We start from the raw sequence: 25,563 nt of genomic DNA on the forward strand, positions 1-25,563 counted from the left end.
GGAGCTGGGTTTTTGCCGGCAGGACCCGCCCGGTCAGACCGGCGAGCAGCCGGCGCAAGGCCCTCGCCGAGTACCTCGGCCACGCAGACCTCGGCCTGACGCCACGGGTGTACGCCCGCCTCATGCCCTCCAGCCGGGACCGGACAAGCAAAGCTGTGGCAGCTGTCCACCTCCGGCGACGTGCTGCTCGTCGGCTCGTTCACTCCAGAGAAAGGGCTCTGACGGACGAAGTCAGTCAGCTCGTTCACTTGGCGAAGACGGCAAGTCGCAGATTCCGCGATGAAGCGCAGAACATTTCTTCTCCCCGCCTGATCCTGAGACGTCGCACTGAGCCCCAATCAAGGGCCAAGCCAAGGCCGCGCGACCTTGGCTTGGCCCAGACGACTTGAACGATCTATTCGCGTAGGGTAGCCATCAGCGCTTAATCGTTCTAGACGGTCAGAGGGAGTGTGCCGACATGGGCCGTTCGGGCCGGGTGACGCTGAGCGATGTGGCCAAGGCGTCCGGCGTGTCGCGGGCGACCGTGAGCTTCGTGCTCAACGACGACCCACGCCAGACGATCTCCGCGGCCACCCGGGAGCGGGTCATGGAGGCCGCCCAGGACCTGGGATACGTCCCGCACGGCATCGCCCGCGCACTGCGCGAGGGCTCCTCCCGCATCGTCGTCCTCAACGTCGACTGGGGCATGGAGGGCAACTTCTCCCGGAGCTATGTGCGGGGCCTGGACGAGGAACTGGCCGAACACGACCACATCCTGCTGGTCCGGCACGGACACTCGATCCCGGAGGCCACGCAGAAGGTCCTCGACACCATCGCGCCGCGGGCGGTGCTGCGGCTCGGCGAGGCCTACATGCGGGGCCATGTACCGGCCGAGGACTGGGAGAACGGCTTCGCCGCCAACGCCGCACTGCAGATCGGCCACCTCGCCGACCACGGGCACACCCGGATCGCCATGGCCCTGCCCGACCACGACTTCCCGCTGACCGAGGCCCGGCTCGGCTTCGCCCAGGAGGCCGCCCGCAGGCGGGCGTTGCCGCCGCTGGAGCGGTTCGTCGTCCCCCGGCCGCGGGCGGCCGGCGCGGCCGCCGTCGAGGCCTTCCTGGTGGCGCACGCGGGCGTGACGGCCCTGGCCGCCTTCGACGACGACATCGCGCTGCGCAGCCTCACGGCCCTGCGTGATCTGGGGCTGCGCGTCCCCGAGGACGTGGCGGTGATCGGCTTCGACGAGACCGAGCACGGCTCGCTGTCCACGCCCGCGCTCACCACGATCCACATCGACGCGGAGGTCCTCGGCCGGATCGCGGCCCGCGAGGCCCTGGGCATCGACACCGGGGGGCTGGCGCCCGTTGCCGGCCGGGTTGTGGTCCGCGCGTCGGTGTGACGCCGGCGCGCGACGACGGTGCCCGGACGTGTGCGCCGGGTCCGGCCCTGCGTGCTGCGCGCCCCCTGGAAACGATCTCTGTCACGTCCGTCGCCGTCGCCGTGATCGTCTGCTACGGTCCCACTTAACCGATCTAGTTGCCCGATCCGGTTGCTTCTCCGTGACCGGACGAGCGAAGAAGCAACTGCATGATTCGGGTGGCTTCGACTCTTACGCCCCTTGCCCTGCACCCCCGCCGATGCGTGGTCGCGTGCTGCGGCGTTCCACGGCCGGACCGGACTGGGTCGCCGGAGAAGTCGAAGCGCCCGTGAGCAGGAGGATCTGCGTGGACATGGCCGAGGCTCAGCGCAGCACGTACGAAGCGGTTTTGCGGCTGAAGGACGCCTCCTTCATCGCCGAGCGGCCGGCATACTTCAGCCCGGCCGCGGCGGCCCAGGACCAGAGCAATGCCCAGGGCGCCTTCGCGCATTTCGCGCAGATCCTGCTGCCGTTGGAGTACACCGACTGGACCGAGGAGTGCGCCGCGCACGTCACGTCCTGCTACCTCGGCGACTGGTCCAGCCTGCACAAGGTCGTCGTGCGGGGGCGGCAGGCGCTGGAGTTCCTCGCCTGGCTGGGCATCAGGGACCTGTCCCGCTTCGAGCACGGGCAGATCAAGCACCACGTCCAGCTCGACCAGAACGGCTGGGTGGCGTCCGAAGGGATCCTGTGCCGCCTGGGCGAGGAGGAGTTCCTGTACACGGCCGGCAGCGGGGATTGGCTGATCTGGCAGCTGAGCCAGGGGAGTTGGGACGCGGAGGTCGAGGACGTCAGCCCCGACCGGTTCATCTTCGGCATCCAGGGCCCGGCGTCCCTGGACACGCTGGAGAAGCTGACGGGGGAAAGCCTGCGCGACATTGCCTTCAGCCGGAGCCGGATGTCCGGCATCGGCGGAGTCCCGGTGCGGGTCCTGCGTACAGGCATCTCGGGCGAGCTCGGCTACGAACTGCACGGGCCTGCCGGGCACGCCAACGAGATCTGGTCGGCCGTCGTGGCGAGCGGCCGTTCCTTCGGGATCCGTCAACTGGGCCTGCGCTCCCAGCCGGTGCAGCACATCGAGGCGGGCATCGCCACGAACGGCCTGGACTACCTTCCCGCCTCCATCCTGACCCCGGGCGCACCGCGGCAGTTCAGGAGTGGCACGCCGGGTGGCAGCTTCGCACCGGAGAACGGCATCACGGACTACTTCCGCAAGCCAGGTGAGCTCGGTTGGGGTTTCCGCAAGGGGGTCCCCGACCGTGACTTCCTGGGCCGGGCCGCGCTGGCAGCGGACGCCGCCGAGGGAGCGCAGGGGCGCACGCTCGTGGGCCTGCGCTGGAACTCCGGGGACGTCGCCGGCCTCCTCACCGCGCATCTCGGCGACGGCGAGTTGCCCGACCCGATGGAGGTCCCGCGCGGCCGTGGTCCGGTCTTCGACCAGGTCCTGGCCGGCGGCCGGCGGGTGGGCGTGTCCACCGGGCGCACCGTCAGCGTGAACCTGCGGGCGACCATCTCCCTCTGCGTGATCGACGAGAGCCATGCCGGCCCCGGGAACGAAGTGGTGGTGCTGTGGGGCCGGCCGGGAACCCCGCAGCGTGAGGTCCGGGCGACGGTCACCACGCTGCCCTTCAAACCGGACCGGCGCCGGACCGACGTGTCGATGCTGTGAGGCGACGACGGTGGACCGGCCCGGCTGCCGCACCAGCAGAGCCGGCCGGACATCGCATGAGTGGGAGGTACTGCTGGAGCGCATGCTGTCGGCTCCAGCAGCGGTCGGCGCGTGCTGCCCGAACCGGCTGAGACGACCTCACCACCCGTGCTCACAGGGACTGTTGCATGATCCAGTCGCGGATCCCGGGAATCGAGTACGCGATCTGCCAGGTACCCGTGTGCGCGTTCAGGGCGCCCGTCGTGTCGGTGACCGTTCCCGACTGGAAGGCGGCGTAGTTCACGGGTGCCTTCTGCTTCTCCAGGTTGCGTACGTCCGCGGCGAACTGCGCGGCGGTGGAGCCCGCGTCCCACACCGCGGCGCCGACCTTGGTCCCTTCCGCCTTGATGACCTGGGTGATGGCGTTCTCGCCGGGATACGCCTTCGTGTCGTCCTGCGCGACGAGGATCCACAGCTTCTTCTGTGCCAGTGATGCCGCTTCGCTGTCCGGCCACTGGCCCGCGACGATGTAGCCGGCCGCGAAGAGCTCCGGGTACCTGATGTTCAGCCCGAGCGAGAGCATCGCGCCCATCGACTGTCCGGTGGTGTAGCGCCGCTTGGGGTCGATGCGGTACTTCTCCGTGACCGCCTCGACGAGGTCGGCGGTGGTCTCGAAGAGCGAGGTCGGCTTGTAGGTGTCGTCGATCACGACCTCGCCGTACTCGGGCGCGAGCACGAACGACTCGTGCCTGGCCTGCGCTTCGGGGTCGGCCCAGCAGACGGCGCCGAGTCCCTGAACGAGAGGGCCGACGGTGTCCACGTTGACGACGCTCGCGTCGTGCATGAACAACACCAGCGGATACCTCTTGCGCGGGTCGTAGCCCTTGGGAATGAACAGGTTGTACTTGAGCGTGCGCCCGGTCGTCGGGTCGTCGAAGGTGAACTGCCTGAAGTCGTCGACGATCAGGTTCACCACCGCACTGGTGGCGACCGCGGTGTCGCTCGCGGCATAGCGTGCTCCGCGGCTGGTGGTGACCGTACCGGTCTGGGCCACGGTGGCCTTCGCGGGCACGATCGGACCGCCCGGCGTGGTGTCACCGGCCGTCGGGCCGCCCGTGCCCGGGCCGGGGGCGGCGGACGCCGAGGCGGTCTCGCTCGCGCTGCTCGACGCGCCGACGGCGTCCTTTCCCCACAGCAGCGCCGCCTTGTCGTCGGGCGAGAGCTCGACGATGACATACCGGCCGTCCCGGCCCCGCTCCGCGAGTCCCGCGCTCCGGTTCGCGTAGACCTTCGTGACCGTACGGTCGGCGACCGCGAACGCCGAGCTCGAAAGCGACGAGTCCGCGATGTCGTGGTCGTACTCGACCGCCACGGCGATGAGCTTCTGCCCCTCGCCGTAGACCTTGGTGATCGCCGTGGCTGCGGTGATGTGCCCGGTCCTCGATGCCGAGTCGTCCGAGCCGGAGGCCGCGGCGACGGCACCGCCGCCCAGAACGGCCGCGGTCCCTATTCCGGCGGATCCGGCGATGAGCGTACGCCTGGTGACCAAAGCAAACTCCTTTAACGGTGGGGGGAGTTGAAGAAAGTGGGGGGATCAGCCGCGCAGCGAGCGCAGCAGGTCGCCGATCTTGGCCGCGACCGTCTCGGCCGCGCCCTGGGCGTAGGAGGAGTCCATCGCCTCGTATGTGATCCGGGCATAGCTCTGGGCTTCGGCCATGTTCTTGGCGCCGCCCTCGAGCATCGACATCACCGCGGTGTGCGGGAACGGGGAGTGCTTCTTGATGCCGAGCGCGGTGTCGGTGGACAGTTCCGGCGCCACGCCGACGAACACGCCGTCACCGACCTGCAGTATCCAGATCGGCACGTCGGCGGTGCCGGTCGGTGTGAAGTCGTACGACGTGGTCGGCGCCGTCGGGTGTCCCATCGTCACCGTGTCGACCGTGACGGTGTCGGTCAGCAGGCGCAGCGTCGCCCCCGCAGGCGGGCCGGAGGTCTTGATGGTCTCGCTGACCCGCACGGCCTCGGTGCCCAGGCGTTCGCCCTGCACCGTCAGCAGGATCCAGCCCGCGTCCTTCGCGTCGGCCTGTGACCACTGCCCGTCCTTGTCGATGGTGTACCGCTTGGAGCGGAACGCGGGGGACTGGTCGCCGCACGAGCCGACGAGGAAGAACCCGACGACGTCGCCGCCGTACTGCTTCTCGAGGTGGTTCGCCGCCGCGCCGGCCAGGTCGGCGCTGATCGGCAGGTCCCCGTTCGCCATGACCGACTCCATCATGACCGAGGACTGGACGCTGTAGTTCATGAGCACGGCGATCGGTTCGCCGTTCAGGTCGTCGAAGCGGGTGACGCCGATGCTCTTGTCGGAGGTGCCTGCCTCGCCGGTGCCCAGCCACCAGCCGTCGGCCGTGCGGACATCCCGGTTGACGTTGACGTCGCACTTGCCGGTGCCGTACCCGACGCGCGCGGGCTGCAGGCTCGTCACCGCTGCCGCCACCGCGGTCGAGGTGGCCGCGGTGATGTTCTGCACGTACTGGGCGGCGCCGGCGCTGCTCGAACTCGCCTGCACATGCGGGGCGGAGAAGGTGTGCGTCACGGTCACCACGATGTCGTCGGGCGCCACACCGGCCGCTTTGGACACGACTGCCCGTATCCGGGCGATCGCCTCCGCGCTGATCGACGTCAGGTCCAGTACGACGAGGGCGATGCGCCGGGAGCCGCTCTCCACCAGCAGGACGCGCACGTGGAGGTCGTCGTGGACGGTGGTGAAACCGTCCAACGGCAGCAGGGACGACGGGATGCCGATGGCGGCCCGTCCGGCTCCCGCCTTGAGCGAAGCCTGGGCCGCCTGCGCCGCACCCGTGCCGCTCGCGAGGGACGCGGCCGCCACTGTGGCGGCGATGGAGCCGTTCAGAAACGACCGCCGGTATAACTGGCCGTCCTGCCGCACCGTCCGGTCTTCGTTGATCGGCGTCAAAATTCTCTCCTTACAGCTGGAACGACGGCCTGCCCGGATTCGGCGTTTGCGGTAAATCGCGAGCGACTAGGGACCGTATTTCCGAACAGGCGCAGCGAAAAGGGAAATGCGGATCCGGCGTTCCGTGACACTGGCATTGATGCCGCGGGCGGTCAACGACGGCGGCGCGGGATCAATGATTGCGCATGACGACGGCATGCCGCGAGCAGGCCTCATGGCTGCGTACTGCGGTAACTCTGAGGAAATCCACAGAAAGCATGGGAAGTTCAGAGTTCATGCGTCGCTCATTCTTCTCGGCGATAGTCGCCCGCGCGGCCGCTGGCAATCGCATCGAAACCTGACGGATGCTCAAAATGCTCTGGGTGCCGCTGTGAGGAAGGCGGCGCTGAGCGCCGACGGCCGGGAGACCACGGAGAAGATCCGCCGTACCAACGACGGTCGAGGCCTACACCGGCATCCGCGCTGAGCGCCGCCCAGAAAAGCAGACTCCTCGCGGTTGCCGAGGCGTTCGTGGGACGCCCGAATGCCGACGCGGCCAAGGTCCGCATGCCCAACGGCAACGGCTACGGCCGGGAGTTGCTACGCACGCTCGCGGCGGGGGCCTCCGTGTCGCCGCTGTGGTGCTTGGCGCGCTGGATCTGTTCGTAGACGTGCGCGCGCAGTTCGCCGAAGCGGGCGCTGGAGCGGGTGTGCAACTGGTCGCGCTCGTCGGGCAGATCGATGGGCAGGTCCTCCTGCACCACGGTCGGCGACTTCGACAGGATGATCGTGCGCTGGCCGAGGTAGACGGCTTCGTCGATGTCGTGGGTGACGAACAGGACCGTGACGCCCAGCTCGTGCCACAGGCGCCGGATGAGGTCCTCCAGGTCGGCGCGGGTCTGCGCGTCGACCGCCGCGAACGGCTCGTCCATGAGCAGCACCTTCGGCTCGTAGGCGACGGCGCGGGCGATGGCGACGCGCTGCTGCATACCGCCGGAGAGCTGCCAGGGATACGCGTGGTGGGCGTCGGCCAGGCCCACCACCTCCAGGGCGTGGTCGACGAGTTCCCTCTCGCGTGCCTTGCCGAGCTTCTTGCGGCGCAGCGGGAGGGCCACGTTGTCGCGCACGTTCATCCAGGCGAACAGCGAGCGGCCGTACTCCTGGAAGACCACCGCCATGCCGGGCGGCGGCCCGCTGACCGGGCGGCCGTCCAGCATCACCTCGCCGCCGGTGGGAGTGAGCAGTCCGGCCATGCACTTCAGCAGGGTCGTCTTGCCGCAGCCCGACGGGCCGACGAGGCACACCAGTTCACCGGCGTCGATGTGGAAGCTGAGACTGCGCAGCGCCTCGACGGTGCGGTTCCGGCCGGTGTAGGTCATCTGCAGGTTGCGTACGTCGAGCATCGACGTCTCCTTCTCAGGTGTTGCGCTGGGCGCGGCGCAGGCCGTGGTACCAGGCCAGGACCCGGTTCTCGGCGAGGCGGAAGAGCAGGGACAGGGCGAAGCCGAGCAGGCCCAGCAGCAGGACGCCGCTCCACATCTCCGGGATGGCGAAGGTGCGTTGGAACTGCACGATGGTGAAGCCGAGTCCGTTGCTGGCGGCGAACATCTCGCTGATGACCATGAGGATGATGCCGATCGACAGCGACTGCCGCATGCCCGTGACGATCTGCGGGCTGGCCGAGCGCAGCACGAGGTGCCACAGACGGGACGGGCCGGTGATGCCGTAGGAGCGGCAGGTGTCGCCGAGCACCTCGTCGACGGCGCGGACGCCCTCGACCGTGTTGAGCAGGATCGGCCACACGCAGCCGCTGGCGACGACGATGACCTTCATGGTGTCGCCGATGCCCGCGAACAGCATGATCACGGGTACGAGCACCGGGGGAGGGATGGCCCGGAAGAGCTCCAGCACGGGCTCCAGCACGTCCCGTACGACGCGGTGCATGCCGACCAGGAGGCCGAGTCCGACACCGACGACGACGGCGAGGAGGTAGCCCACGGTCAGCCGGAGCAGGCTCGGCAGGACGTCGGCCGTCAGCCGGTCGCCCACCCACACCTCCCCGAACTTTCGCAGGATGGCGGAGAGCGGTGGCACGTAGAAGTCGGTGCTGCCGGCGGTGGCGAACCACCACACGGCGAACAGCACCGCGGGCAGACCCAGCACGAGCAGAACCCGTCGGCCCACTGCGAGGATGCTCATCAGGTCATCCCTCCCTGCGCTGGGACTGGTGCCAGTGCAGTGCCCGCCGCTCGACGGCCCGCGCCACCACGTTGATCGCCACCCCCAGCAGCCCGGTGACCAGCACCAGGGCGTACACCCGGGGTACGGCGCCGGAGTTCTGCGCGACGGCGATCTCGTGGCCGAGGCCGGGTGAGCCGATGACGAGTTCCGCCGTGATCGCGAGGACCAGCGCCACGGCGGATGCCAGCCGCACGCCCGTCATCACGTACGGCAGCGCGGTGGGCCACAGGACGTACCGCACCCGTCCCCACCTGCCGAGCAGATAGCTGCGGGCGGTGTCGTCCGCGACCGGGTCGACGTCGTGCGTGCCGGCCAGCACCTGGACGAGCACCTGCCAGAAGGAGGCGTACACCACCAGCAGCAACGTCGACTGCAGGTCGGTGCCGTAGAGCAGCACCGCCACCGGGATCAGCGCCACCGACGGGATGGGCCGCAGGAACTCGATGGTGGAGGCGGTCATCGCGCGCAGCACGGGAACGGAGCCGATCACCACGCCGACCACCACCCCGGCCACGACCGCGACGGCCAGGCCCAGGCCCCACCCGGTCAGGGTGTCGCCGAGCGCCGCCCAGAAGGTGTTCTCGCCGAGCAGGTGCCCCAGGGTGCGCCCCGTCTGTGAGGCGGGCGGAAGGTAGTCGGGCGAGACCGCTCCGGTGTGGGGGAGTACCTCCAGGAGCGCCACCAGACCGGCCAGACCGGCGAGCCCGCGCAGCGCGGTGACGCTGCCGGGCCCGCGCCGGGCGGGGGCCCCGCCGGGACCGTCACCGGTCCCGGCGGGCTTCGTCTTCACGGACGAGACGGCCGCAGGCGTCACTGGAACAGCGCCTTCAGGTCGGGCTTCTTGTCGCCGAAGATGCCGTCCTGCTCACCGAGCGAGGCCAGCTTCTCCAGGGACGCCGTGTTGTACGCGGCGGGCCAGGAGGGCAGCGTCAGGTTCTTCAGCACCTCGCCGTCGATCTTGGTGTAGGTGGTGAGGATCTGGCGCGCCTCGTCCGGGTGCGCGGAGGCGTACGTGAGCGACTCGGCCATCGCCTCGGCGAACTTCTTCACCAGGTCGGGGTTCTTCTGCGCCACCTGGGTCGAGGTGAAGTAGGTGGCCAGCGTGAGCTTGGGGTCGGTCTCCGCGAACGGTGAGGTCACGACCCGGGCGCCCTGGGACTTGGCGATCGTCAGAGCCGGTTCGGCCATCCAGGCCGCGTCCACCTGGCCGCCGTCGAGGGCGGCCGGCATCTGGTCGAAGGCCAGCTCGACGAACTTCACCTTCGACGGGTCACCGCCGTCCTTGCGCACCGCCTCGCGCACCGTGGTGTCACCGATGTTCTGCAGGGTGTTCACCGCCACCGTGTGCCCGGCGAGATCCTTGGCCGACTTGATCGGGCTGTTCTTCTTGACCGCCACGCCGCTGACGTCGGTCGTGGTGTTCCCGGTCGTGGCCGAACCGTTGGCCACCGACTTCACCGGAACTCCCTTGGTCTGGGCGATCATCAGCGAGGTGGTGTTGCTGAACCCGAACTGGAACTGTCCGCTCACCACGCCGGGAATGATCGCGGCGCCGCCCTGGGCGCTCTCCATCTGCAGAGCGATCCCGCGGCTCTTGAAGAAGCCCTTCTTCTGGCCCAGATAGAGCGGTGCCACATCGACGATCGGGACGATGCCGACCTTGACCTGGGTGGTCTTGCCGCTGCCCGAGGCCGATGCACCGCCGGCGTCGGCGGACGATGACCCGCATCCGGCCGCACCGGCGGCCATGACCACTGCTGTCGCAAGCCCGAGAATGCGCCGTCGCATGGGGCTCCTCCTGACGGAAGCGTGAATGAGGATGATGCGCATTTGAGCGCATTTATGCACAATTGAGCGAGTGGCGCGGACGCCAGGTCGTTGCCGAACGTGTCGTCAATCGGGGTGCTGCGGGAGTTCTGGGTGGGACTCCCGGTTGCTCCGTCGGTGCGGAGTGGGGGGCGGGTCGTCGCATGGAGCGGCTCGCTGCGCAATGACGGGTGTGTCGACCGTGATGTTGTGCAGCTTCTTGACGGGCGCAATCTACACGCCTACCTTCGCGCTGTCATTCCCCCCGGGCGAAGAAGACTCCGCAGGTTCGGCGCCACGCCCTCCAGCAGGACAAAGGAGCTCAACGCATGGCCCTCACGAACTCCTGCACATGACGCTCTCCCAGGTGAACCTGTCCGACGTGGACGGCGAGAACGCCGGTGTCACCGACCCGGACTTCCCGAGCGGCCCTCAACTGCGCCCGCAGTCGCTCCTGTTCGCCTTCTTCGGCGACCACGTCCTGGAGAAGGGCCCGCTGTGTGTGTACTCGCGCAGCATCATCGACGCCCTGGGGCGTGTGGGAGTCGGGGAGCAGGCCGTCCGCTCCACCCTCACCCGCATGGTCAACCGCGGCCTGCTGCAGCGCCGGCGGCAGGGGCGCCGCATGTACTTCGGTCTGACCCCGCACGCGACGCAGATACTCCACGACGGCCGCAGGCGCATCTGGCACACCAGCCCGGTCAACGACGACTGGGACGGATCCTGGACCCTGCTCGGCTTCTCGCTGCCCGAAGCCTGGCGGCGCCAGCGCCACGACCTGCGCTCCCGGCTCACCTGGTCCGGGTTCGGCCCCCTCTTCAGCGGCCTGTGGATCGCGCCGGGCGATGTCGACATCTCCGAGATCGTCACCGAACTCGGCATCGCCGCCCACGTCAAGATCTTCCATGCCCGCGCCGACGTCGCGACCGACGTCGACGTGATGATCCGTGACACCTGGGACCTGGCGTCCATCGCCGCCCGCTACACCGCCTTCGAGCAGCGGTGGACCGGCCGCGTCGGCAGCCCCTGCGGCGACCCGCTGGGCACCCATCTGCGTCTGGTCGCCGAGTGGCTGGGCACCATCCGCACCGACCCCCGGCTGCCCGCCCGGCACCTGCCCCCCGACTGGCCCGCCCGCTCGGCGGAAGCGACCTTCCGGCGCATCGCCGAACAGGCGGGGGAGCCTGCCCGCCGGGTGGCCGCCGATCTGCTGGAGACGACTCCTCCGGAAGCCTCCTGAGCGGTGCTACGGCGCCGGGGGCGCCCGGCGGTCACGTCGGCGCGCGTCACTGCTCGGCAGGGTCGCCGACCACCGAGGCGACGTACTCGAAGGCCAGTGCCTCGAAGCGCTCCCTCAACTCGTGCGCGACTTCCTGGGCGGCCTCGCCCTGCCAGCCCGCGGGCAGCAGTTCTGCCGGAAGGCCCGGGTCCAGATAGGGGAAGCGCATCCACTGCTCGAGCGCCAGGGTGTGCAGGGCGAAGGCGTCGCCGGGTTCGGTGACCGAGCCCGGCCTGCTGACGGATCTCAGTACCGGCGACCACGCGCCCAGGAACTTGTCGTACGAGGCGGCGAGTTCCTCGAGGTTCCAGGCCCGGCGGGCGAGCGCGGCGGTGTCGCCGAGGCCTTCATGGCGGGCGGTGAAGGCGTCGACGTACTGCTCAAGGCCGAGCCGGCGCACCCACTTCAGCACGGTGGGAAGGACCCGGGCGGGAGCGATCCACAGGCCGCTGTCGAGCTGGCCCATGCCGAGCCAGACGAGGCGTTTGCGCAGGGTGTAGCGCTTCTCCCGGTCGGCTTCGGGGACCGAGAAGGAGACGATGACCCAACCGTCCTCCAGCCGTGCCGGTTTCAGCGGGGCGTAGACCACCTCGTCGCCCTCCTCGAAGATGAGCTGCGCCTTGGCGGTCGCGGCATAGCCGCGCACCGTGCCGCGCCGCTGCGGTACGAGCAGATCGCGGCGGGTCATCCGGGTCACGGCCGAGCGCGTCGCCTGGGCCGGTACGCCCAGCTGTTCCATGAGCGTGATCAGGTCGGCCACCGAGGACCAGCCCCGCAACAGCCTCGAGTAGCGCCCGTGGGCGGCCAGGATCAGCAGCTGGGTGCTGTTCTTCGCCTCGTCCTGCGGCAGGTCCACGGGCAGCGTCATCACTCGCCTTTCGTCCTGAGGTCGTTGGCGTCCCCATTTTCCTCCCGACCGGCACCCCCAATTTATGTCGGATCTCTTCCGGTCAAGCGAGATCCGACATACTCTGCCGTCTGTGTCGGCCGTGCCTGATGTACGAACGAGGAGGCATGCCCTGTATGAAGCGCGAGCTCTACGACACCGACCACAAGGACTTCCGGGCCATGGCGAGGGCTTTTGTCGCCAAGGAGGTCATCCCGCACCTTGCCTCGTGGGAGCTGGCCGGCCAGGTCGACCGTTCGCTGTTTCGGGCCGCGGGCGCCGCCGGACTGCTCGGGCTCGGAGTGGAGGAGGAGTACGGCGGCAGCGGCGTGGACGACTTCCGCTACAACGCGGTCCTCAACGAGGAGTTGTGCCGGGCCGGCGCCACCTCGGTCGTCATGAACATCAACGGCTTCACCGACCTGATCGCCCCCTACTTCCGCGAACTCGCCACCCCCGAGCAGAAGTCGCGCTGGCTGCCGGGGCTCGCGGACGGAAGCCTGGTCGCGGCCATCGCCATGACCGAGCCCGGCGCCGGCAGCGATCTGCGCGGGATACGCACGCGTGCCCAACGGGCCGCGGACGGCTATCTGCTGAACGGCACGAAGACCTTCATCAGCAACGGGATCCTCGCCGACCTGGTGATCGTGGTCGCCCGTACCACCGCCGACGACGGGCAGGAGGCGCTCAGTCTGTTCGTGGTGGAGCGGGGCATGCCGGGCTTCGAACGAGGCCGCAAGCTGGACAAGCTCGGCCTGTCCGCCCAGGACACGGCCGAACTGTCCCTCACCGACGTGCCCGTGCCGACCGCGAACCTGCTCGGTGAGGAAGGGCGGGGCATGCAGTACCTGAAGCGGAACCTGCCGCAGGAGCGCCTCAGCGTCACCGTCACCGCTGCCGCCACCATGCGGCGCGTCCTCGACGAGACGATCGCCTACACCCGGGACCGGATCGTCTTCGACCGCCCGCTCTCATCCCTCCAGGCGACGAGGTTCACCCTGGCCGAGCTGGCGACCGAGACGGAGATCGCCCGGACCTTCACGGACCGCTGCGTCGGCGAACTGGCCGCCGGCCGTCTGACCGCCACAGAGGCGGCGATGGCCAAGTGGTGGGTGACCGAGCGCCAGCAGCATCTCGTCTCCCGCTGTCTGCAACTGCACGGCGGATACGGCTACATGACGGAGTACCCGATCGCCAAGGACTTCGTCGACACCCGCGCCAGCACGCTGTTCGCCGGCACGACCGAGATCATGAAAGAGATCATCGGCAAGTCGCTGCTGCGGTGATGCGACCACACGGCAGCAGCAGCGATCCCGGCGGTACGGCCTAGTCCGGCTGTTCGGCCAGTTCCTTCACGCCGCGCAGGGTGGCTTCGATGTTCGTGCGCAGCTCGGCGATCCTGAAGGCGACGATCTCTTCCTCGCGGTCGGGCATGTGGTCGATCGCCAGGCTGACCCCCGAACGGCCCGGACCGATCCGGGCGATGTGCCGCAGTTGAGTGCCGGTCCCCTCGGGGCCCAGTTCGAAGCGCCAGGTGGCCAGCCGGTCGGCGGGGCGCCGCGACGGGGTGCCGAACCGGCCGTCCTCGTCGACGACCGCCCAGCAGAACACCCGCTGCTCCTCCAGTTCGACGATGTGCGAGACGGTCCGCCACTCGCCGATCATCCGGTGGCGGTTGTAGCCCGCGAAACGCGCCCCCACGGCAGGCCCCTGCACGCCGTCGAGCCATTCCACACGCTGGAGTTCAGGACTCAGGCGGGCCGGCAGGGCGATGTCGGTCACCAGGGTCCACACCCGCGACAAAGCCGCTTCCACGTGGACGTCACCACTCGCGCTCGGCGCCTCGGCGTACCGCACGGGCTTCCTCCCAAGTTTTGCTCCCGCGTCCTCAACTGTCGAAGTCGACCGTGAGGGTGTCGGAGGCGGCGTAGGTCTGGCAAGTGAGGACGTAGCCCGCGGAGACCTCCGCCGGTTCCAGGGCGTAGTTGCGGCGCATGTCGGCGTCGCCGTCGGTGACGAGGGCGCGGCAGGTTCCGCAGACTCCGCCCTTGCAGGCGAACGGCAGGTCGGGGCGGGCCTGTTGGGCGGCGTCGAGGATGCTCCGGTGGCGTGGCGCGGTGAACGTGGTCGCCCTGCTGTCGAGGACCACGGTGACCTCGCTCGTCGGGCCCCGGTCGGTGACGTCGTCGTGGTCGGCGGAGGATGCGGGGGCCGATTCCTCGTCCGCGTGGAACAGTTCCTGGTGGACGCGGTCCGTCGGGACGCCGAGCCCGGTGAGGAGCGTTCGGGCGTCGCGCACCATGCCGTGCGGACCGCACAGCCACCAGTGGGACACCTCCCGGACGTCGAGGAGCGCGTCCAGCAGCGCGGTCAGCCGCACGCTGTCCAGACGGCCGGAGAGCAACTCCGCCTCGCGCGGCTCGCGGGACAACACGTGCGCGAGGTGGAAGCGGGCCGGGTGGCGGTCCTTCAGGTCCGCCAGCTCGTCCGCGAACATCACCGTGCCGGCGCGCCGGTTGCCGTACAGGAGCGTGACGTGCGCGTCCGCGTCCGCGGTCAGCACGGACGCGGCGATGGACAGCATCGGCGTGATGCCGGACCCGGCGGCGAGCAGGACATGATGGCCGAGGCCGTCGGTGACGGTCAGGTCCGGGGTGAACGCACCCGCCGGAGGCATGACTTGGAGGGTGTCCCCGGGCTTGACGCCGTGCACCAGCCAGGACGAGAACAACCCGCCCGGGACCACACGGACGCCGATGCGCGGTGCCGTACCGGCCGGTGAGCAGATCGAGTACGAGCGCCGCTCGTCACGACCGTCGATCTCGCGGCGCACGGTGAGGCACTGACCCGGCCGGAACGCGAACTCGGCGGCGAGACGGCGGGGGACCTCCAGGGTGAGGGCGGCGGCGTCGGCGCACAGCGGTTCCACGGCGTACACCCGCAGGGCGTGGAAGGCCGGGCGGCGGCGGGACCGGACGGAAGGCAGGGTCATGGCAGGTCCTTGACGTGCGGGAACGGCTCCAGACAGGCACGGCAGCGGCGAAGTGCCGTACAGGCGGTGGCGGCGAAGCGCGAGATCTCCTCGGTGTCGGCCGAGGCGCAACGCGGGCAAGGGACTGGGGCCGGCGCGGTGGCAAGGCTCAGCCAGATCCGGGCCGGCTGCGAACCCTGCGCGTCTCGTGGGCCGGGCGGTGCGATGCCGTGCTCCGCCAGCTTGCGACGGCCCTCGTCCGTGATGCGGTCCGTCGTCCACGGTGGATCGAGCACCGTGACGACCCGCACGTCGGCGAAGCCGGCCGCCCGCAGCCGGGCAGCCACCTCCGCGCGCATCTCGGCCACGGCGGGGCAGCCCGCGTAGGTCGGGGTGAGCCGTGCGACGACGGTTCCGTGCGGTGTCACCTCGATGCCGTGCAGCACGCCGAGGTCGGCGAGCGTCAGCATCGGCAGCTCGGGGTCGGGGGCCTCGGCGGCGATCCGCAGGGCCCGTTCGGGCGAGGCCGTCACCACGACGCCTCCGGGTGGGCGCGGGCGACGCTCTGCAGCTCGGCCAGGAGCGGTGCCAGGTGCGGGGTGTGGTCTCCGTTCCTGCCGGAACCCGGGACCGGGGCCGCCGGCGGGTCGAGCGGGGACGCGTCGGCGGACCGGTTCAGGCCGGCATCGGCCAGCACATGGAACAGCTCCAGGCGCGTCCTTGCGGCGACGGCGACCGGATCCGCGCCGAGGCGCGCGGCCGTACGGTCCGTCAGCAGCTCGTCCAGCCAGGGGGCGAGGGCGTCGAGCGCGGCCCGCACCCGGCCGGCCGACTCGTCGGTGCCGTCACCGAGCCGTATCGTCCACTCGGCGGCCCAACGGCGGTGGTAGGCAAGCTCCTTGACGCTCTTGGCGGCGATCGCGGCCAGGACCGGGTCGGGGGCCGCGGTGAGCGCCTCGCACACGGCCAGCCGCCAGATGGACAAGACCAGCAGGCGGGCGACGGTGAACGCGAAGTCGCCGCCCGGCAGTTCGGCGAGGCGTACGTTGCGGAAGTCCTCCGGGTCGCGGAAGTAGGCGTACGCATCCTCGTCGCGGCCCGTGCCGTCGGCGCGACCGGCGCGCGCGTACAGCAGCCGCGCCTGGCCCAGGAGGTCGAGGCCGATGTTGGCCAGCGCCAGCTCCTCCTCCAACTCCGGGGCGCGGGTGCACCATTCGGCCAGCCGCTGCGCGGACACCAGGGCGTCGTCGCCGAGCGCCGCACAGCAGGCGGCCAGGTCGTCCGCGTCGACCCCGTCGGGCACCGCCTGGTCGACGCCGTGCAGCGGGTCGGTGAAGCCGGTGCCGAACGCCCAGCGCGCGCTGTCGCCGTCGACGTACAGGTCCTCGTCGTTCATGCGCTGCTCCTCGGTGTCGCTAGATGTGGGGTACGTCGTCGGGGATGTCGTAGAAGGTGGGGTGGCGGTAGACCTTGTCGCCACTGGGCGCGAAGAAGGGGTCCTTCTCGTCGGGCGCGGAGGCGGCGATGGTGTCCGAGCGCACGGCCCAGATGCTCACGCCCTCGTTGCGCCGGGTGTAGAGGTCGCGGGCGTGGAGCAGGGCCATGTCGTCGTCGGCGGCGCGCAGGGAGCCGACATGGACGTGGTTGAGTCCGCGCTTGCCGCGGACGAACACCTCGTACAGCGGCCAGCCGGCCCTGGTGATCGCACTCATGCTGCCGTCCCCTTCCGCTTGGCCGCGTGGGCGACGGCCGCCGCACGCACCCAGGCGCCCTCCTCGTGAGCGGCCCGGCGCCGGGCGATCCGCTCCGCGTTGCACGGCCCGTCACCCGAGACGACCCGCTTCAGCTCGTCCCAGTCGGGGGTGCCGAAGTCGTGGTGGCCGCGCTCCTCGTTCCACCGCAACTCCGGGTCGGGCAGGGTGACGCCCAGCTTCTCGGCCTGCGGGACGGTCATGTCGACGAAGCGCTGCCGCAGGACGTCGTTGGAGTGCCGCTTGATCCTCCAGGCCATGGAGCGGGCCGAGTTGGGGGAGTCGTCGTCGGGCGGGCCGAACATCATCAGGGACGGCCACCACCAGCGGTCGACGGCGTCCTGCACCATGGCGCGCTGCTCGCCGGTGCCGCGCATCATGGTCAACAGCAGTTCGTAGCCCTGCCGTTGGTGGAAGGACTCCTCCTTGCAGACGCGGACCATGGCGCGTCCGTACGGGCCGTAGGAGGTGCGGCACAGGGGGACCTGGTTGCAGATGGCCGCGCCGTCCACGAACCAGCCGATCACTCCGACGTCGGCGAAGGTGCGGGTGGGGTAGTTGAAGATCGAGGAGTACTTCTGACGGCCGTCGATCAGCCGCTCGGTCAGCTCCGTGCGGTCGGCGCCGAGCGTCTCGGCCGCCGAGTAGAGATACAGCCCGTGCCCGGCCTCGTCCTGCACCTTGGCGAACAGGATCGCCTTCCGGCGCAGCGAGGGCGCCCGGGTGATCCACTCGCCCTCCGGCTGCATGCCGATGACCTCGGAGTGGGCGTGCTGGGCGATCTGCCGCACGAGTGTGGCCCGGTAGGCGTCGGGCATCCGGTCGCGGGGTTCGATGCGCCGGTCGCGGGCGATGGCGTCCTCGAAGGCGGACATGTCCGTGGAGGCAGGTGGTTCTGTCATCGGTGCTCCTTCGGGGTGGGTGGTCAGCGGCCGCGGAAGTCCGGCCCGCGCCGTTCGAGGAAGGCGGTGACGGCCTCGCGGTGGTCGTCGGTGGTGCCGAGCCGCCGCTGGACGACCGACTCGCGCTCCAGTGCCGCAGGCAGGGCCGTGGTGCTCGCCGACCGCAGCAGCGCCTTGGTCTCCCGGTGTGCGGCGGTGGGCCCGGCGGCCAGCGCACGGGCCAGGGTCACGCCCTCGGCGGCAGCAGCGCCGTTTGCCACGACGCGGTGCACCAGCCCCCACTGCTCGGCGTCCCGCGCGGTGAAGGTGTCGCCGAGCAGCATGAGTCCGGCGGTGCGCGAGGGGCCCAGCTGCCGGGCCAGGGCGCGGGCCACGCCCGAGTCCGAGGCGAGGCCGACACCGCCGAACGCGGTGGCGAAACGGGCGCCCTCGGCCGCCACGCGTAGGTCTGCGCAGAGCGCGAGGCCCAGTCCGGCGCCGACGCAGGAGCCCTCCACCGCGACGACGAGTGGGATGGGCAGTGCGTGCAGCTCCTTCACCAGCGGGTTGTAGTGCTCGGGGATGTTGGCGAAGGCGGTGGCGGGCGAGGTCTTGAGCAGGTGGGCGTGCTCCTTGAGGTCCTGGCCGACGCAGAAGTGCCGGCCGCGGGCGGTGATCAGCGCCGCCCGCACCTCGCGCCGGGCGTCCGTGGTCAGCCGCCGGGCGGCCATCAGGAGGGCGCTGCGCAGGTGTGCGTCGAGGGCGTTGCCGGTGGTGCGGCCGCGCAGTTCGATCACGGCCACGGAGTCGGTGACCTCGTACGACACGCCGTGCGATCTCGGAATCTCGGTCACTGCCATCGATAGAACCCCTGACCGCTCTTGCGGCCCAGCTCACCGCGGGCGACCTTCTCCCGCAGCAGCCGCGGCGGTGCGAACCGTTCGCCGAGCGTGGCGCGCAGGTGCTCCGCGATGGCGAGCCGTACGTCGAGTCCCACCACGTCGGTCAGGCGCAGCGGGCCCATCGGGTGCCGGTAGCCGAGGCTCATGGCCGTGTCGATGGCGTCGGGGTCGGCGACGCCTTCCTCGACCATGCGGATCGCCTCCAGACCGAGGGCGAGGCCGAGGCGGCTGCTGGCGAATCCGGGCGAGTCCTTGACGACGACGTCCTGTTTGCCGAGGGCATGCGTCCAGCGGACCGCCGCGGCCCGGGTCGCCTCCGCCGTGTCGGGGGCCAGGACCAGCTCGACGAGGGCGGACACGGGCACGGGATTGAAGAAGTGCATCCCCAGGAACCGCCCCGGACGCCGCAGCACCGCCGCGAGGGCGGTGACCGACAGGGAGCTGGTGTTGCTGGCCAGCACGCACCCGCCGTGCACGACATCCTCCGCGGCGGCCAGCAACTGCGCCTTGAGCGCCGCCTCTTCGAAGACGGCCTCGACGACCAGGTCCGTGCCGTGCGGCAGTTGGGCGATCGAGGAGACGACGGTGACACGGTCCGGTACGCCGAGGTCCGGCGGCCCGGCGAGCGTCCCGCGCTCCGCCGCCTGCCGAAGTCCCTTGGTGATCCGCTCCATTGCCGCGGCCGCGGTCGAGCCGTCGCGCTCCAACACGACCACCCGCGACCCCGCGGCCGCGAACGACTGGGCGATACCGGCACCCATGCGACCGCCGCCGATCACCCCCACCACAGCGGGTGGTGCTGCCGTGCTCATCCCCGGCCTCCCTTCTTCTCCAGGAAGCGCGTCATGCGCTCCTCCTTGTCCGGGCTCTCGAAGAGCACCGCCTGGGCGAGGTCGTCGGCCACCGGATGAGCCCCGGAGGCGTCGGTGACGAGCTTGGTGAGCCGCAGGGCGAGCGCCGAGGAACGGGACATCCGGTCGAGCAGCGCGTGCGCCTCGGCCATCAGCCGGTCCGTCGGTACGACGTCCAGGACCAGCCCGCAGGCGAGCGCGGCACGGGCGTCGAGGGTGCGCCCGGCGAGCAGGACCTGCTTGGCCACCGACTCGCCCACCAGCTCCCGCAGCCGCCAGCACGCACCGGCTGCGGCGAGGATCCCCAGACCCGGCTCGGGGTTGCCGAAGACCGCGTCGGGCCCGGCGATCCTGAGATCGCAGGCGTACGCCAACTCGGCGCCGCCGCCCAGCGCCCAGCCCGGCACCGCGGCCACGGTCGGCAGCGGCAGCCTGCGCACCCGCTGGAACAGGCGGCTGTTGATCCCCTCAAGGGCCTCGTCCCGCCCGCGCCGCCGCAGTTCACCGATGTCGGCGCCGCCGGCGAAGACCCCGCCGTGCCCGGTGAGCAGGAGGAGCTTCGGAGCGCGCTCCAACTCCTCGCACACCCGGTGGAGTTCGGCGATCATGCGCCCGTTGACGGCGTTGCGGGCGGCGGGCCGACGCAGGGTGACGACCGTGCGGTCCGTGCGCTGCTCGACCGACAGGGTCTCGTACGACGGGCTTTCCTTACCGGAGTTGTCGTACGCCGGTCTCTCAGCCGTGCTCATATCCGCTCCACGAGCATGGCCACGCCCTGTCCGACCCCGACGCACAGGGTCGCCAACCCCCGGCGGCCGCCTTCGCGTTCCAGTCGGCCCAGCAGGGTGAGCAGGATGCGGGCGCCGGAGCAGCCCAAGGGGTGGCCCAGGGCGATGGCGCCGCCGTCGGCGTTGACGCGGTCCGGGTCGAGCTTCAACCGGCGTATGACGGCGAGGGCCTGGGCGGCGAAGGCCTCGTTGAGTTCGACGGCGTCGAGGTCGGCGGCCGTCCAGCCCGCCCGGTCCAGGGCCTTCGCGGTGGCCGGTACCGGGCCGAGGCCCATCAGGTGCGGCTCGGCCCCGGCCGAGGCGGCGGTGACGACACGGGCCCGGGGCGTGAGCCCGCACCGCTGCACGGTCGCCCCGCTCGCGACCACCAGCGCGGCCGCCCCGTCGGACAGCGGCGAGGAGTTGCCCGCGGTGACGATGCCCTCCCGGCGGAAGACGGTGCGCAGGCCGCCGAGCCTCTCCAGCGTGGTCGTCGGGCGCGGTCCTTCGTCCTCGGTCACCTCACCGTCCGCCACCGGCACCGGGACGATCTCCGCCGTGAAACGGCCCGCCCTCTGCGCGGCCACCGCCCGCCGGTGGCTGCGCAGCGCGAAGGCGTCCGCGTCCAGGCGGCCGATGCCGTCCAGGGCGGCGACCTCCTCCGCGGTCTCGCCCATCGACAAGGTGGTCGTCGCGGGGAAGCGCGGATTGGTGAACCGCCAGCCGAGGGAGCTGTCGTGGACCTCGCCCGGCCGCGCCCAGGGGGTGCCCGGCTTGGCCGTCACCCACGGCGCACGGGTCATCGACTCGACCCCGCCGGCCACGGCCAGTTCCGCCTCACCGGCCCTGATGGCCTGCGCGGCGGACGCGACCGCCGTGAGCCCGGACGCGCACAGCCGGTTGACGGTGTACCCGGGCACGGTGTGCGGAAGGCCGGCCAGCAGTACGGCCATCCGCGCGACGTCACGGTTGTCCTCGCCGGCCTGGTTCGCGGCGCCGAGGATCACCTCGTCCACGCCGTCGGCCGGGATCCCGGCGCGCCGTACCGCCTCGCCGACGACGAGCGCGGCCAGGTCGTCGGGACGCACGGACGCCAGGGCACCGCCGTAACGGCCCTGCGGGGTACGGGCCCCGTCGATCAGATAGACCTCATCGGACATCGGCGTGCTCCTCGGCGGGCGCGTGGCGGCGGGACTGCAGGACGGCGAACCTGCCGGTGACGAACGCCGGATCGGTCAGGGTGGCGTTCGCGGCCGGGTTGGCCGAGCTGCCGTGGAAGTCGCTGAAGGCGGCGGACTGGTTGGCGAACACGTCGCCGGTCAGGTTCTCCGAGAGGTGCACGCCCGCCTCGAGGGCCGTCTGCCGGGCCGCCGCCGGCACGTCCTCGCCGGTCGCGTACACGCAGGCGGTCAGCGCGCCGTGACGTCGCACGGTGTCGTGCAGGACGCGCAGCGAGTGCGTGGTGTCGTCGGTGGCGATGACGAAGGAGACCGGCCCGAACCACTCGCTCGTGTAGGTCTTCTCGTCGGCCTCCGCGTCCAGCCGGGCCACCAGCGGGGTGCGGACCACGGCGTCCGGGTGGTCGGGATGCGCAACGGCCCGCGAGGGACGGGCAGTACGGCCCAGGCCCGCCGCCTCCTCCAGGCGTGCGAGAACCCCGTCGTTCACGATCGCGCCGAGGGTGGCGGCGGCCCGGGCCGGTTCGGCCAGCAGGTCGTCCAGCGCGGAGCCCAGATCGGCGGCGAACTCGTCGGCCGTACGCGGCCCTTGGTCCGTTTCGAACCCGTCGCGCGGCACCAGGATGTTCTGCGGGGTGGTGCACATCTGCCCGCTGTAGAGCGACAGTGAGAACGCCAGGTTGCGCAGCAGCCCGGTGTAGTCGTCCGTGGAGTCCACGACGACGGTGTTGAGACCCGCCTTCTCCGTGTGCACGACGGCCTGGCGGGCGTTGTCCTCCAGCCAGTCGCCGAACTGGCTCGACCCGGTGAAGTCCACGATCCGCACGTCGGGGTGGGTGGCCAGGGCGGGCGCGGTGCGCTCCTCGGGGCGCGAGGCGGCCAGCAGCACCACGTCGGGGTCGAAGCCGGCCTCCGCCAGCACCTCGCGGGCGATCCGCACGGTGATCGCCAGCGGCAGCACGGCCCGCCGGTGCGGCTTGACGATCACCGGGTTGCCGGTGACCAGGCTCGCGAAGAACCCCGGGTAGCCGTTCCAGGTGGGGAAGGTGTTGCAGGCGATGAGTACGGCTACGCCCCGGCCCACCGGCGTGAAGGTCTTGTCCATGACCAGCGGTCCGCCCCGGCGCCGGGGCTTGCTCCAGCGCGCGGTGGCCGGGTGGCGCCGCTGTGCCTCCCAGGCGTACGCCACCGCCTCCAGGCCGCGGTCCTGGGCGTGCGCGCCGCCCGCCTGGAAGGCCATCACGAAGGGCTGGCCGGTGGTGTGCTGGACGGCGTGCGCGATCTCGAAGCTCGCCGCGTTGAGGCGGGCCAGGATCTCGGCCGCCACACCGGCCCGCACGTCGGGGCTCGCCGAACGCCAGGCCCGGGCAGCCGACTTGGCGGTCGCCACGGCGGCCTCGGGCGCCAGGTGCGGGTAGCTGACGCCGAGCGGGAACCCGTACGGCGACACCTCCGTGGCCGGGACGGTGCCGGTGGTGGGGTGTCCGTCGAGCGGGAAGGGACGGTCGAGGAGGGCACGGAAGGCCGCCTCGCCCGCCTCGGGCGCTCCCGCTCCGTACACGGAGGCGCTCGGGGTCTCCGGATACGGCGTCCAGTAGCCGCGGTCGGTGGTGCGGGCCACGGCCTGTTCGAGCAGGTCGGCGTGGCGGGCGTAGAAGGTGGACATGAAGACTCCAGGCCGAACGTTCGGTCGGTTGGTGGGTGCGATGCGCCCAAGTGCGGGAAGGGAAGGCCGGGTTGGTCAGACGTCGGCGAGCAGGATGGCCGGGCGTTCCACGCAGTCGGCCACGAAGCGCAGGAAGCCGCCGGCGGTGCCGCCGTCGCAGACCCGGTGGTCGAAGCAGAACGACAGCTGCGTGACCTTGCGGACGGTCAACTCACCGTCCACCACCCAGGGTTTGTCGACGATACGTCCGACGCCGAGGAGGGCCGCCTCCGGGTGGTTGATGATGGGCGTGGAGCCGTCGACGCCGAACACGCCGTAGTTGTTGAGGGTGAACGTGCCTCCGGTCAGCCGGTCCGGCGGCAGGTTCCCGGTCCGGGCCAGCTCGGTCAACCGGGCCAGTTCCGCGGCCAGTTGGACCGTGGTCAGCCGGTGGGCGTCGCGCACGACGGGGACGACCAGTCCGCGGTCGGTCTGCGCGGCGAAGCCCAGGTGCACCTCCTCGTAGCGCAGGATCTCCCGGCGCTCGGTGTCGACGGCCGAGTTCAGCTCGGGGTAGCGGCGCAGACCGGCGACACAGATCCGGGCCAGCAGGGCCAACAGGCCGACACGGCGGCCGGGTTCGGCGGCCTCCAGCGCCTTCTTGGCCTGGAGCAGTCCGGTCGCGTCCACGTCGACCCAGGTCGTGGCGTCGGGGATCTCGGTCCGGCTGCGGGAGAGCTTGTCGGCGACGGCCTTGCGGACGCCGCGCAGGGGGATGCGGACCGGGCCGTTGGAGGCGGTGTCCGAAGCGGCTTCCGGCATGCTCTCGGCCATGGCTCGTTCGACGTCCCGCCGCAGGACGACCCCGGCGGGACCGGACGGCGCGAGCACGGCGAGGTCGATCCCGTGATCCCGCGCCAGCCTTCGCACGAGCGGGGAGATGACCCGCGGAGCGTGCGCCTCGGCCACCGGCGCCGCGGCGGCCGGCGGCGCGCTGGTCGCCGTAGCCGGGGCACGTCGGCGGCGACGGCGCGGTGCCGGTTCGTGCCCGGTGCCGTAGCCGATCAGCACGTTGCCTGACCCGGCCTGCTCCTCCTCGCGGTAGCGCTCGGCGGCGGCCTCGGGCGCCGGAGCCGCCGCCCCCACCGTGATGAGCGGTTGCCCCACCCCGAGCGCCGTGCCTGCCTCGGTGTGCAGCCGCAATACCGTGCCCGCGTACGGGACCGGCACCTCGACCGCGGCCTTGGCGGTCTCCACCTCGACCACGATCTGGTCGATCGTCACGGTGTCGCCGACGGCGACCTTCCACTCGACGATCTCCGCGTCGGTCAGCCCCTCGCCCAGGTCGGGGAGCCGGAAGAGCTGCTCCTGCGTCGTTGCCGTGGTCACGCGACCGCTCCCTTCAACAGGTGCCGGGTGTCGGGCTCGTCGGCGAACTGCAGGCGGTCGACGGCGTCAAGGACCCGGTCGACGCCGGGCAGATGCGCGTGCTCGAGCTTCGGCGGCGGGTAGGGGATGTCGAAGCCGGCCACCCGCAGCACGGGCGCGGCGAGCGAGTGGAAGCAGCGCTCCTGCACCCGGGCGGCGATCTCCGCGCCGACCCCGGCGAAGCCCTGCGCCTCCTGCACGACCACACACCGCCCGGTCCTGCGCACCGACTCCGTGACCGTCCCGTCGTCGAAGGGCACCAGCGTCCGCAGGTCCACGACCTCCAGCTCGATGCCGTCCGCGGCGGCGGCCTCGGCCGCGGCCAGGGCCACCGGGACCGAGGGCCCGTAGGCGACGAGGGTGGCGTCCCGCCCGGCCCGGCGGATCGCCGCCTTCCCGAACGGCAGCGCGCCGCGCGTGCGCAGGTCGGTGTCCTCGCGCGACCAGTACAGCTTCTTCGGCTCCAGGAACACCACCGGGTCGGGGTCGGCCACCGCGTCCCGCAGCAGCCAGTACGCGTCCTCGGCCGTGGCCGGGGTGACCACCTTCAGGCCGGGTGTGTGCGCGTAGTAGGCCTCGCTGGAGTCGCAGTGGTGCTCGACTCCGCCGATGCCGCCGGCGTACGGGATGCGGATCACCATCGGCAGGCCGATCCGGCCGCGGGTGCGGTTGCGGGTCTTGGCGACGTGCGAGGCGATCTGCTCGAACGCCGGGTAGGCGAAGGCGTCGAACTGCATCTCCACCACGGGCCGGAACCCGCCCATCGCCATGCCGACCGCAAGACCGACGATGCCGGCCTCCGCGAGCGGGGTGTCGAAGCAGCGCTGCTCACCGAAGTCGCGGGTCAGCCCGTCGGTGATGCGGAAGACGCCGCCGAGCGGGCCGACGTCCTCGCCGAAGACGAGGACCTGTTCGTCCTCGCGCAGCGCGTCGCGCAGGGCGGTGTTGAGCGCCTGCGCCATCGTGACCTTGGCCAT

The 25,563-nt window shown here is 71.1% G+C and carries 24 protein-coding genes and 1 pseudogene; 5 read left to right on the plus strand and 20 right to left on the minus strand.

Features of this window, described 5'->3' with window-relative positions:
• Window positions 1-56: 56 nt before the first annotated feature.
• The 3 genes and pseudogenes from ABZ880_RS29350 to ABZ880_RS29360 all read left to right on the plus strand — a co-directional run.
• Window positions 57-167 (plus strand): annotated as a pseudogene (locus ABZ880_RS29350) (integrase); the annotation flags it as partial.
• 290 nt (window positions 168-457) lie between these two features.
• Window positions 458-1,381: a LacI family DNA-binding transcriptional regulator gene (locus tag ABZ880_RS29355; RefSeq protein ID WP_361268505.1), complete on the plus strand. Its 924-nt coding sequence runs from the start codon at window positions 458-460 to the stop codon at window positions 1,379-1,381.
• A 307-nt stretch (window positions 1,382-1,688) separates the two neighbouring features.
• A complete protein-coding gene (locus ABZ880_RS29360) occupies window positions 1,689-3,068 on the plus strand; it encodes an aminomethyl transferase family protein (protein ID WP_361268508.1) in 1,380 nt (459 codons plus the stop codon).
• 151 nt (window positions 3,069-3,219) lie between these two features.
• On the opposite strand, the gene ABZ880_RS29365 is transcribed toward ABZ880_RS29360, so the two are convergent.
• The 6 genes from ABZ880_RS29365 to ABZ880_RS29390 all read right to left on the minus strand — a co-directional run bounded on the left by ABZ880_RS29365 (window position 3,220) and on the right by ABZ880_RS29390 (window position 10,029).
• Window positions 3,220-4,596 (minus strand): alpha/beta hydrolase-fold protein, encoded by a 1,377-nt coding sequence (locus ABZ880_RS29365; RefSeq protein WP_361268511.1) that lies wholly within the window; start codon window positions 4,594-4,596, stop codon window positions 3,220-3,222.
• Between the two features lie 45 nt (window positions 4,597-4,641).
• The gene (locus ABZ880_RS29370) at window positions 4,642-6,021 is read right to left on the minus strand and encodes a hypothetical protein (protein WP_361268514.1); all 1,380 of its coding nucleotides are present in this window, start codon (window positions 6,019-6,021) and stop codon (window positions 4,642-4,644) included.
• Window positions 6,022-6,584: 563 nt separating this feature from the next.
• Complete coding sequence (locus ABZ880_RS29375) at window positions 6,585-7,403, minus strand: ABC transporter ATP-binding protein (protein ID WP_361268516.1); 819 nt, start codon at window positions 7,401-7,403, stop codon at window positions 6,585-6,587.
• Window positions 7,404-7,416: 13 nt separating this feature from the next.
• The gene (locus ABZ880_RS29380; protein ID WP_361268519.1) at window positions 7,417-8,199 is read right to left on the minus strand and encodes an ABC transporter permease subunit; all 783 of its coding nucleotides are present in this window, start codon (window positions 8,197-8,199) and stop codon (window positions 7,417-7,419) included.
• A gap of 4 nt (window positions 8,200-8,203) precedes the next feature.
• Complete coding sequence (locus tag ABZ880_RS29385; RefSeq protein WP_361268971.1) at window positions 8,204-8,953, minus strand: ABC transporter permease; 750 nt, start codon at window positions 8,951-8,953, stop codon at window positions 8,204-8,206.
• Window positions 8,954-9,051: 98 nt separating this feature from the next.
• Window positions 9,052-10,029, minus strand: a complete 978-nt coding sequence (locus ABZ880_RS29390; protein WP_361268522.1) for an ABC transporter substrate-binding protein — start codon at window positions 10,027-10,029, stop codon at window positions 9,052-9,054.
• 370 nt (window positions 10,030-10,399) lie between these two features.
• Between ABZ880_RS29390 and ABZ880_RS29395 the strand changes: the two genes are divergently transcribed.
• The gene (locus ABZ880_RS29395; protein WP_361268525.1) at window positions 10,400-11,287 is read left to right on the plus strand and encodes a PaaX family transcriptional regulator C-terminal domain-containing protein; all 888 of its coding nucleotides are present in this window, start codon (window positions 10,400-10,402) and stop codon (window positions 11,285-11,287) included.
• A gap of 46 nt (window positions 11,288-11,333) precedes the next feature.
• Here ABZ880_RS29395 and ABZ880_RS29400 read toward each other — a convergent pair whose 3' ends face one another.
• Entirely contained in the window at window positions 11,334-12,194 is an 861-nt protein-coding gene (locus ABZ880_RS29400) for a PaaX family transcriptional regulator C-terminal domain-containing protein (RefSeq protein WP_361268528.1), read from the minus strand.
• 155 nt (window positions 12,195-12,349) lie between these two features.
• Here ABZ880_RS29400 and ABZ880_RS29405 point away from each other — a divergent pair, with 155 nt between their 5' ends.
• Entirely contained in the window at window positions 12,350-13,498 is a 1,149-nt protein-coding gene (locus ABZ880_RS29405; protein ID WP_361268531.1) for an acyl-CoA dehydrogenase family protein, read from the plus strand.
• 40 nt (window positions 13,499-13,538) lie between these two features.
• On the opposite strand, the gene ABZ880_RS29410 is transcribed toward ABZ880_RS29405, so the two are convergent.
• From ABZ880_RS29410 to ABZ880_RS29470, 13 genes are all read right to left on the minus strand, one after another.
• A complete protein-coding gene (locus tag ABZ880_RS29410; RefSeq protein WP_361268534.1) occupies window positions 13,539-14,069 on the minus strand; it encodes an SRPBCC family protein in 531 nt (176 codons plus the stop codon).
• 31 nt (window positions 14,070-14,100) lie between these two features.
• Window positions 14,101-15,204, minus strand: a complete 1,104-nt coding sequence (gene paaE / locus ABZ880_RS29415; protein ID WP_361268536.1) for a 1,2-phenylacetyl-CoA epoxidase subunit PaaE — start codon at window positions 15,202-15,204, stop codon at window positions 14,101-14,103.
• On the minus strand, window positions 15,201-15,719 hold the full coding sequence (gene paaD / locus ABZ880_RS29420) for a 1,2-phenylacetyl-CoA epoxidase subunit PaaD (protein WP_361268538.1): 519 nt from the start codon (window positions 15,717-15,719) through the stop codon (window positions 15,201-15,203). The genes paaE and paaD overlap by 4 nt, the downstream gene beginning before the upstream one ends.
• Window positions 15,713-16,579 carry a 1,2-phenylacetyl-CoA epoxidase subunit PaaC gene (paaC, locus tag ABZ880_RS29425; RefSeq protein WP_361268540.1) on the minus strand — a complete coding sequence of 289 codons (867 nt, stop codon included), beginning with the start codon at window positions 16,577-16,579 and terminating at the stop codon, window positions 15,713-15,715. The genes paaD and paaC overlap by 7 nt, the downstream gene beginning before the upstream one ends.
• A 19-nt stretch (window positions 16,580-16,598) precedes the next feature.
• Window positions 16,599-16,895, minus strand: a complete 297-nt coding sequence (gene paaB / locus ABZ880_RS29430) for a 1,2-phenylacetyl-CoA epoxidase subunit PaaB (protein WP_361268542.1) — start codon at window positions 16,893-16,895, stop codon at window positions 16,599-16,601.
• Window positions 16,892-17,836 carry a 1,2-phenylacetyl-CoA epoxidase subunit PaaA gene (gene paaA / locus ABZ880_RS29435; protein ID WP_361268545.1) on the minus strand — a complete coding sequence of 315 codons (945 nt, stop codon included), beginning with the start codon at window positions 17,834-17,836 and terminating at the stop codon, window positions 16,892-16,894. Before paaA ends, paaB begins: the two co-directional genes overlap by 4 nt.
• A gap of 23 nt (window positions 17,837-17,859) precedes the next feature.
• Window positions 17,860-18,675: an enoyl-CoA hydratase-related protein gene (locus ABZ880_RS29440; RefSeq protein WP_361268548.1), complete on the minus strand. Its 816-nt coding sequence runs from the start codon at window positions 18,673-18,675 to the stop codon at window positions 17,860-17,862.
• Window positions 18,666-19,529: a 3-hydroxyacyl-CoA dehydrogenase family protein gene (locus tag ABZ880_RS29445; RefSeq protein WP_361268550.1), complete on the minus strand. Its 864-nt coding sequence runs from the start codon at window positions 19,527-19,529 to the stop codon at window positions 18,666-18,668. Before ABZ880_RS29445 ends, ABZ880_RS29440 begins: the two co-directional genes overlap by 10 nt.
• Window positions 19,526-20,317 carry an enoyl-CoA hydratase/isomerase family protein gene (locus tag ABZ880_RS29450; RefSeq protein WP_361268553.1) on the minus strand — a complete coding sequence of 264 codons (792 nt, stop codon included), beginning with the start codon at window positions 20,315-20,317 and terminating at the stop codon, window positions 19,526-19,528. The genes ABZ880_RS29445 and ABZ880_RS29450 overlap by 4 nt, the downstream gene beginning before the upstream one ends.
• Window positions 20,314-21,495, minus strand: a complete 1,182-nt coding sequence (locus ABZ880_RS29455) for a thiolase family protein (protein ID WP_361268556.1) — start codon at window positions 21,493-21,495, stop codon at window positions 20,314-20,316. Before ABZ880_RS29455 ends, ABZ880_RS29450 begins: the two co-directional genes overlap by 4 nt.
• Complete coding sequence (paaN, locus tag ABZ880_RS29460; RefSeq protein ID WP_361268559.1) at window positions 21,485-23,179, minus strand: phenylacetic acid degradation protein PaaN; 1,695 nt, start codon at window positions 23,177-23,179, stop codon at window positions 21,485-21,487. Before paaN ends, ABZ880_RS29455 begins: the two co-directional genes overlap by 11 nt.
• A gap of 75 nt (window positions 23,180-23,254) precedes the next feature.
• The gene (locus tag ABZ880_RS29465) at window positions 23,255-24,547 is read right to left on the minus strand and encodes a dihydrolipoamide acetyltransferase family protein (RefSeq protein ID WP_361268562.1); all 1,293 of its coding nucleotides are present in this window, start codon (window positions 24,545-24,547) and stop codon (window positions 23,255-23,257) included.
• Window positions 24,544-25,563: an alpha-ketoacid dehydrogenase subunit beta gene (locus tag ABZ880_RS29470; RefSeq protein WP_361268564.1), complete on the minus strand. Its 1,020-nt coding sequence runs from the start codon at window positions 25,561-25,563 to the stop codon at window positions 24,544-24,546. Before ABZ880_RS29470 ends, ABZ880_RS29465 begins: the two co-directional genes overlap by 4 nt.

The sequence above is a fragment of the Streptomyces sp. NPDC047043 genome (assembly GCF_040644055.1).
Classification (GTDB): Bacteria; Actinomycetota; Actinomycetes; order Streptomycetales; family Streptomycetaceae; genus Streptomyces.

Excerpts from the sequence above, each read along its gene's own strand:
- ABZ880_RS29450 (WP_361268553.1), bottom strand. The coding sequence starts at position 20,317 with ATGAGCACGGCTGAGAGACCGGCGTACGACAACTCCGGTAAGGAAAGC.
- paaB (WP_361268542.1), bottom strand. The coding sequence starts at position 16,895 with ATGAGTGCGATCACCAGGGCCGGCTGGCCGCTGTACGAGGTGTTCGTC.
- ABZ880_RS29375 (WP_361268516.1), bottom strand. The coding sequence starts at position 7,403 with ATGCTCGACGTACGCAACCTGCAGATGACCTACACCGGCCGGAACCGC.
- paaE (WP_361268536.1), bottom strand. The coding sequence starts at position 15,204 with ATGACCCTGCCTTCCGTCCGGTCCCGCCGCCGCCCGGCCTTCCACGCC.
- ABZ880_RS29395 (WP_361268525.1), top strand. The coding sequence starts at position 10,400 with ATGACGCTCTCCCAGGTGAACCTGTCCGACGTGGACGGCGAGAACGCC.
- ABZ880_RS29440 (WP_361268548.1), bottom strand. The coding sequence starts at position 18,675 with ATGGCAGTGACCGAGATTCCGAGATCGCACGGCGTGTCGTACGAGGTC.
- paaN (WP_361268559.1), bottom strand. The coding sequence starts at position 23,179 with ATGTCCACCTTCTACGCCCGCCACGCCGACCTGCTCGAACAGGCCGTG.
- ABZ880_RS29445 (WP_361268550.1), bottom strand. The coding sequence starts at position 19,529 with ATGAGCACGGCAGCACCACCCGCTGTGGTGGGGGTGATCGGCGGCGGT.
- ABZ880_RS29405 (WP_361268531.1), top strand. The coding sequence starts at position 12,350 with ATGAAGCGCGAGCTCTACGACACCGACCACAAGGACTTCCGGGCCATG.
- ABZ880_RS29400 (WP_361268528.1), bottom strand. The coding sequence starts at position 12,194 with ATGACGCTGCCCGTGGACCTGCCGCAGGACGAGGCGAAGAACAGCACC.
- ABZ880_RS29355 (WP_361268505.1), top strand. The coding sequence starts at position 458 with ATGGGCCGTTCGGGCCGGGTGACGCTGAGCGATGTGGCCAAGGCGTCC.
- ABZ880_RS29455 (WP_361268556.1), bottom strand. The coding sequence starts at position 21,495 with ATGTCCGATGAGGTCTATCTGATCGACGGGGCCCGTACCCCGCAGGGC.
- ABZ880_RS29470 (WP_361268564.1), bottom strand. The coding sequence starts at position 25,563 with ATGGCCAAGGTCACGATGGCGCAGGCGCTCAACACCGCCCTGCGCGAC.
- paaA (WP_361268545.1), bottom strand. The coding sequence starts at position 17,836 with ATGACAGAACCACCTGCCTCCACGGACATGTCCGCCTTCGAGGACGCC.
- paaC (WP_361268540.1), bottom strand. The coding sequence starts at position 16,579 with ATGAACGACGAGGACCTGTACGTCGACGGCGACAGCGCGCGCTGGGCG.
- ABZ880_RS29380 (WP_361268519.1), bottom strand. The coding sequence starts at position 8,199 with ATGAGCATCCTCGCAGTGGGCCGACGGGTTCTGCTCGTGCTGGGTCTG.
- ABZ880_RS29390 (WP_361268522.1), bottom strand. The coding sequence starts at position 10,029 with ATGCGACGGCGCATTCTCGGGCTTGCGACAGCAGTGGTCATGGCCGCC.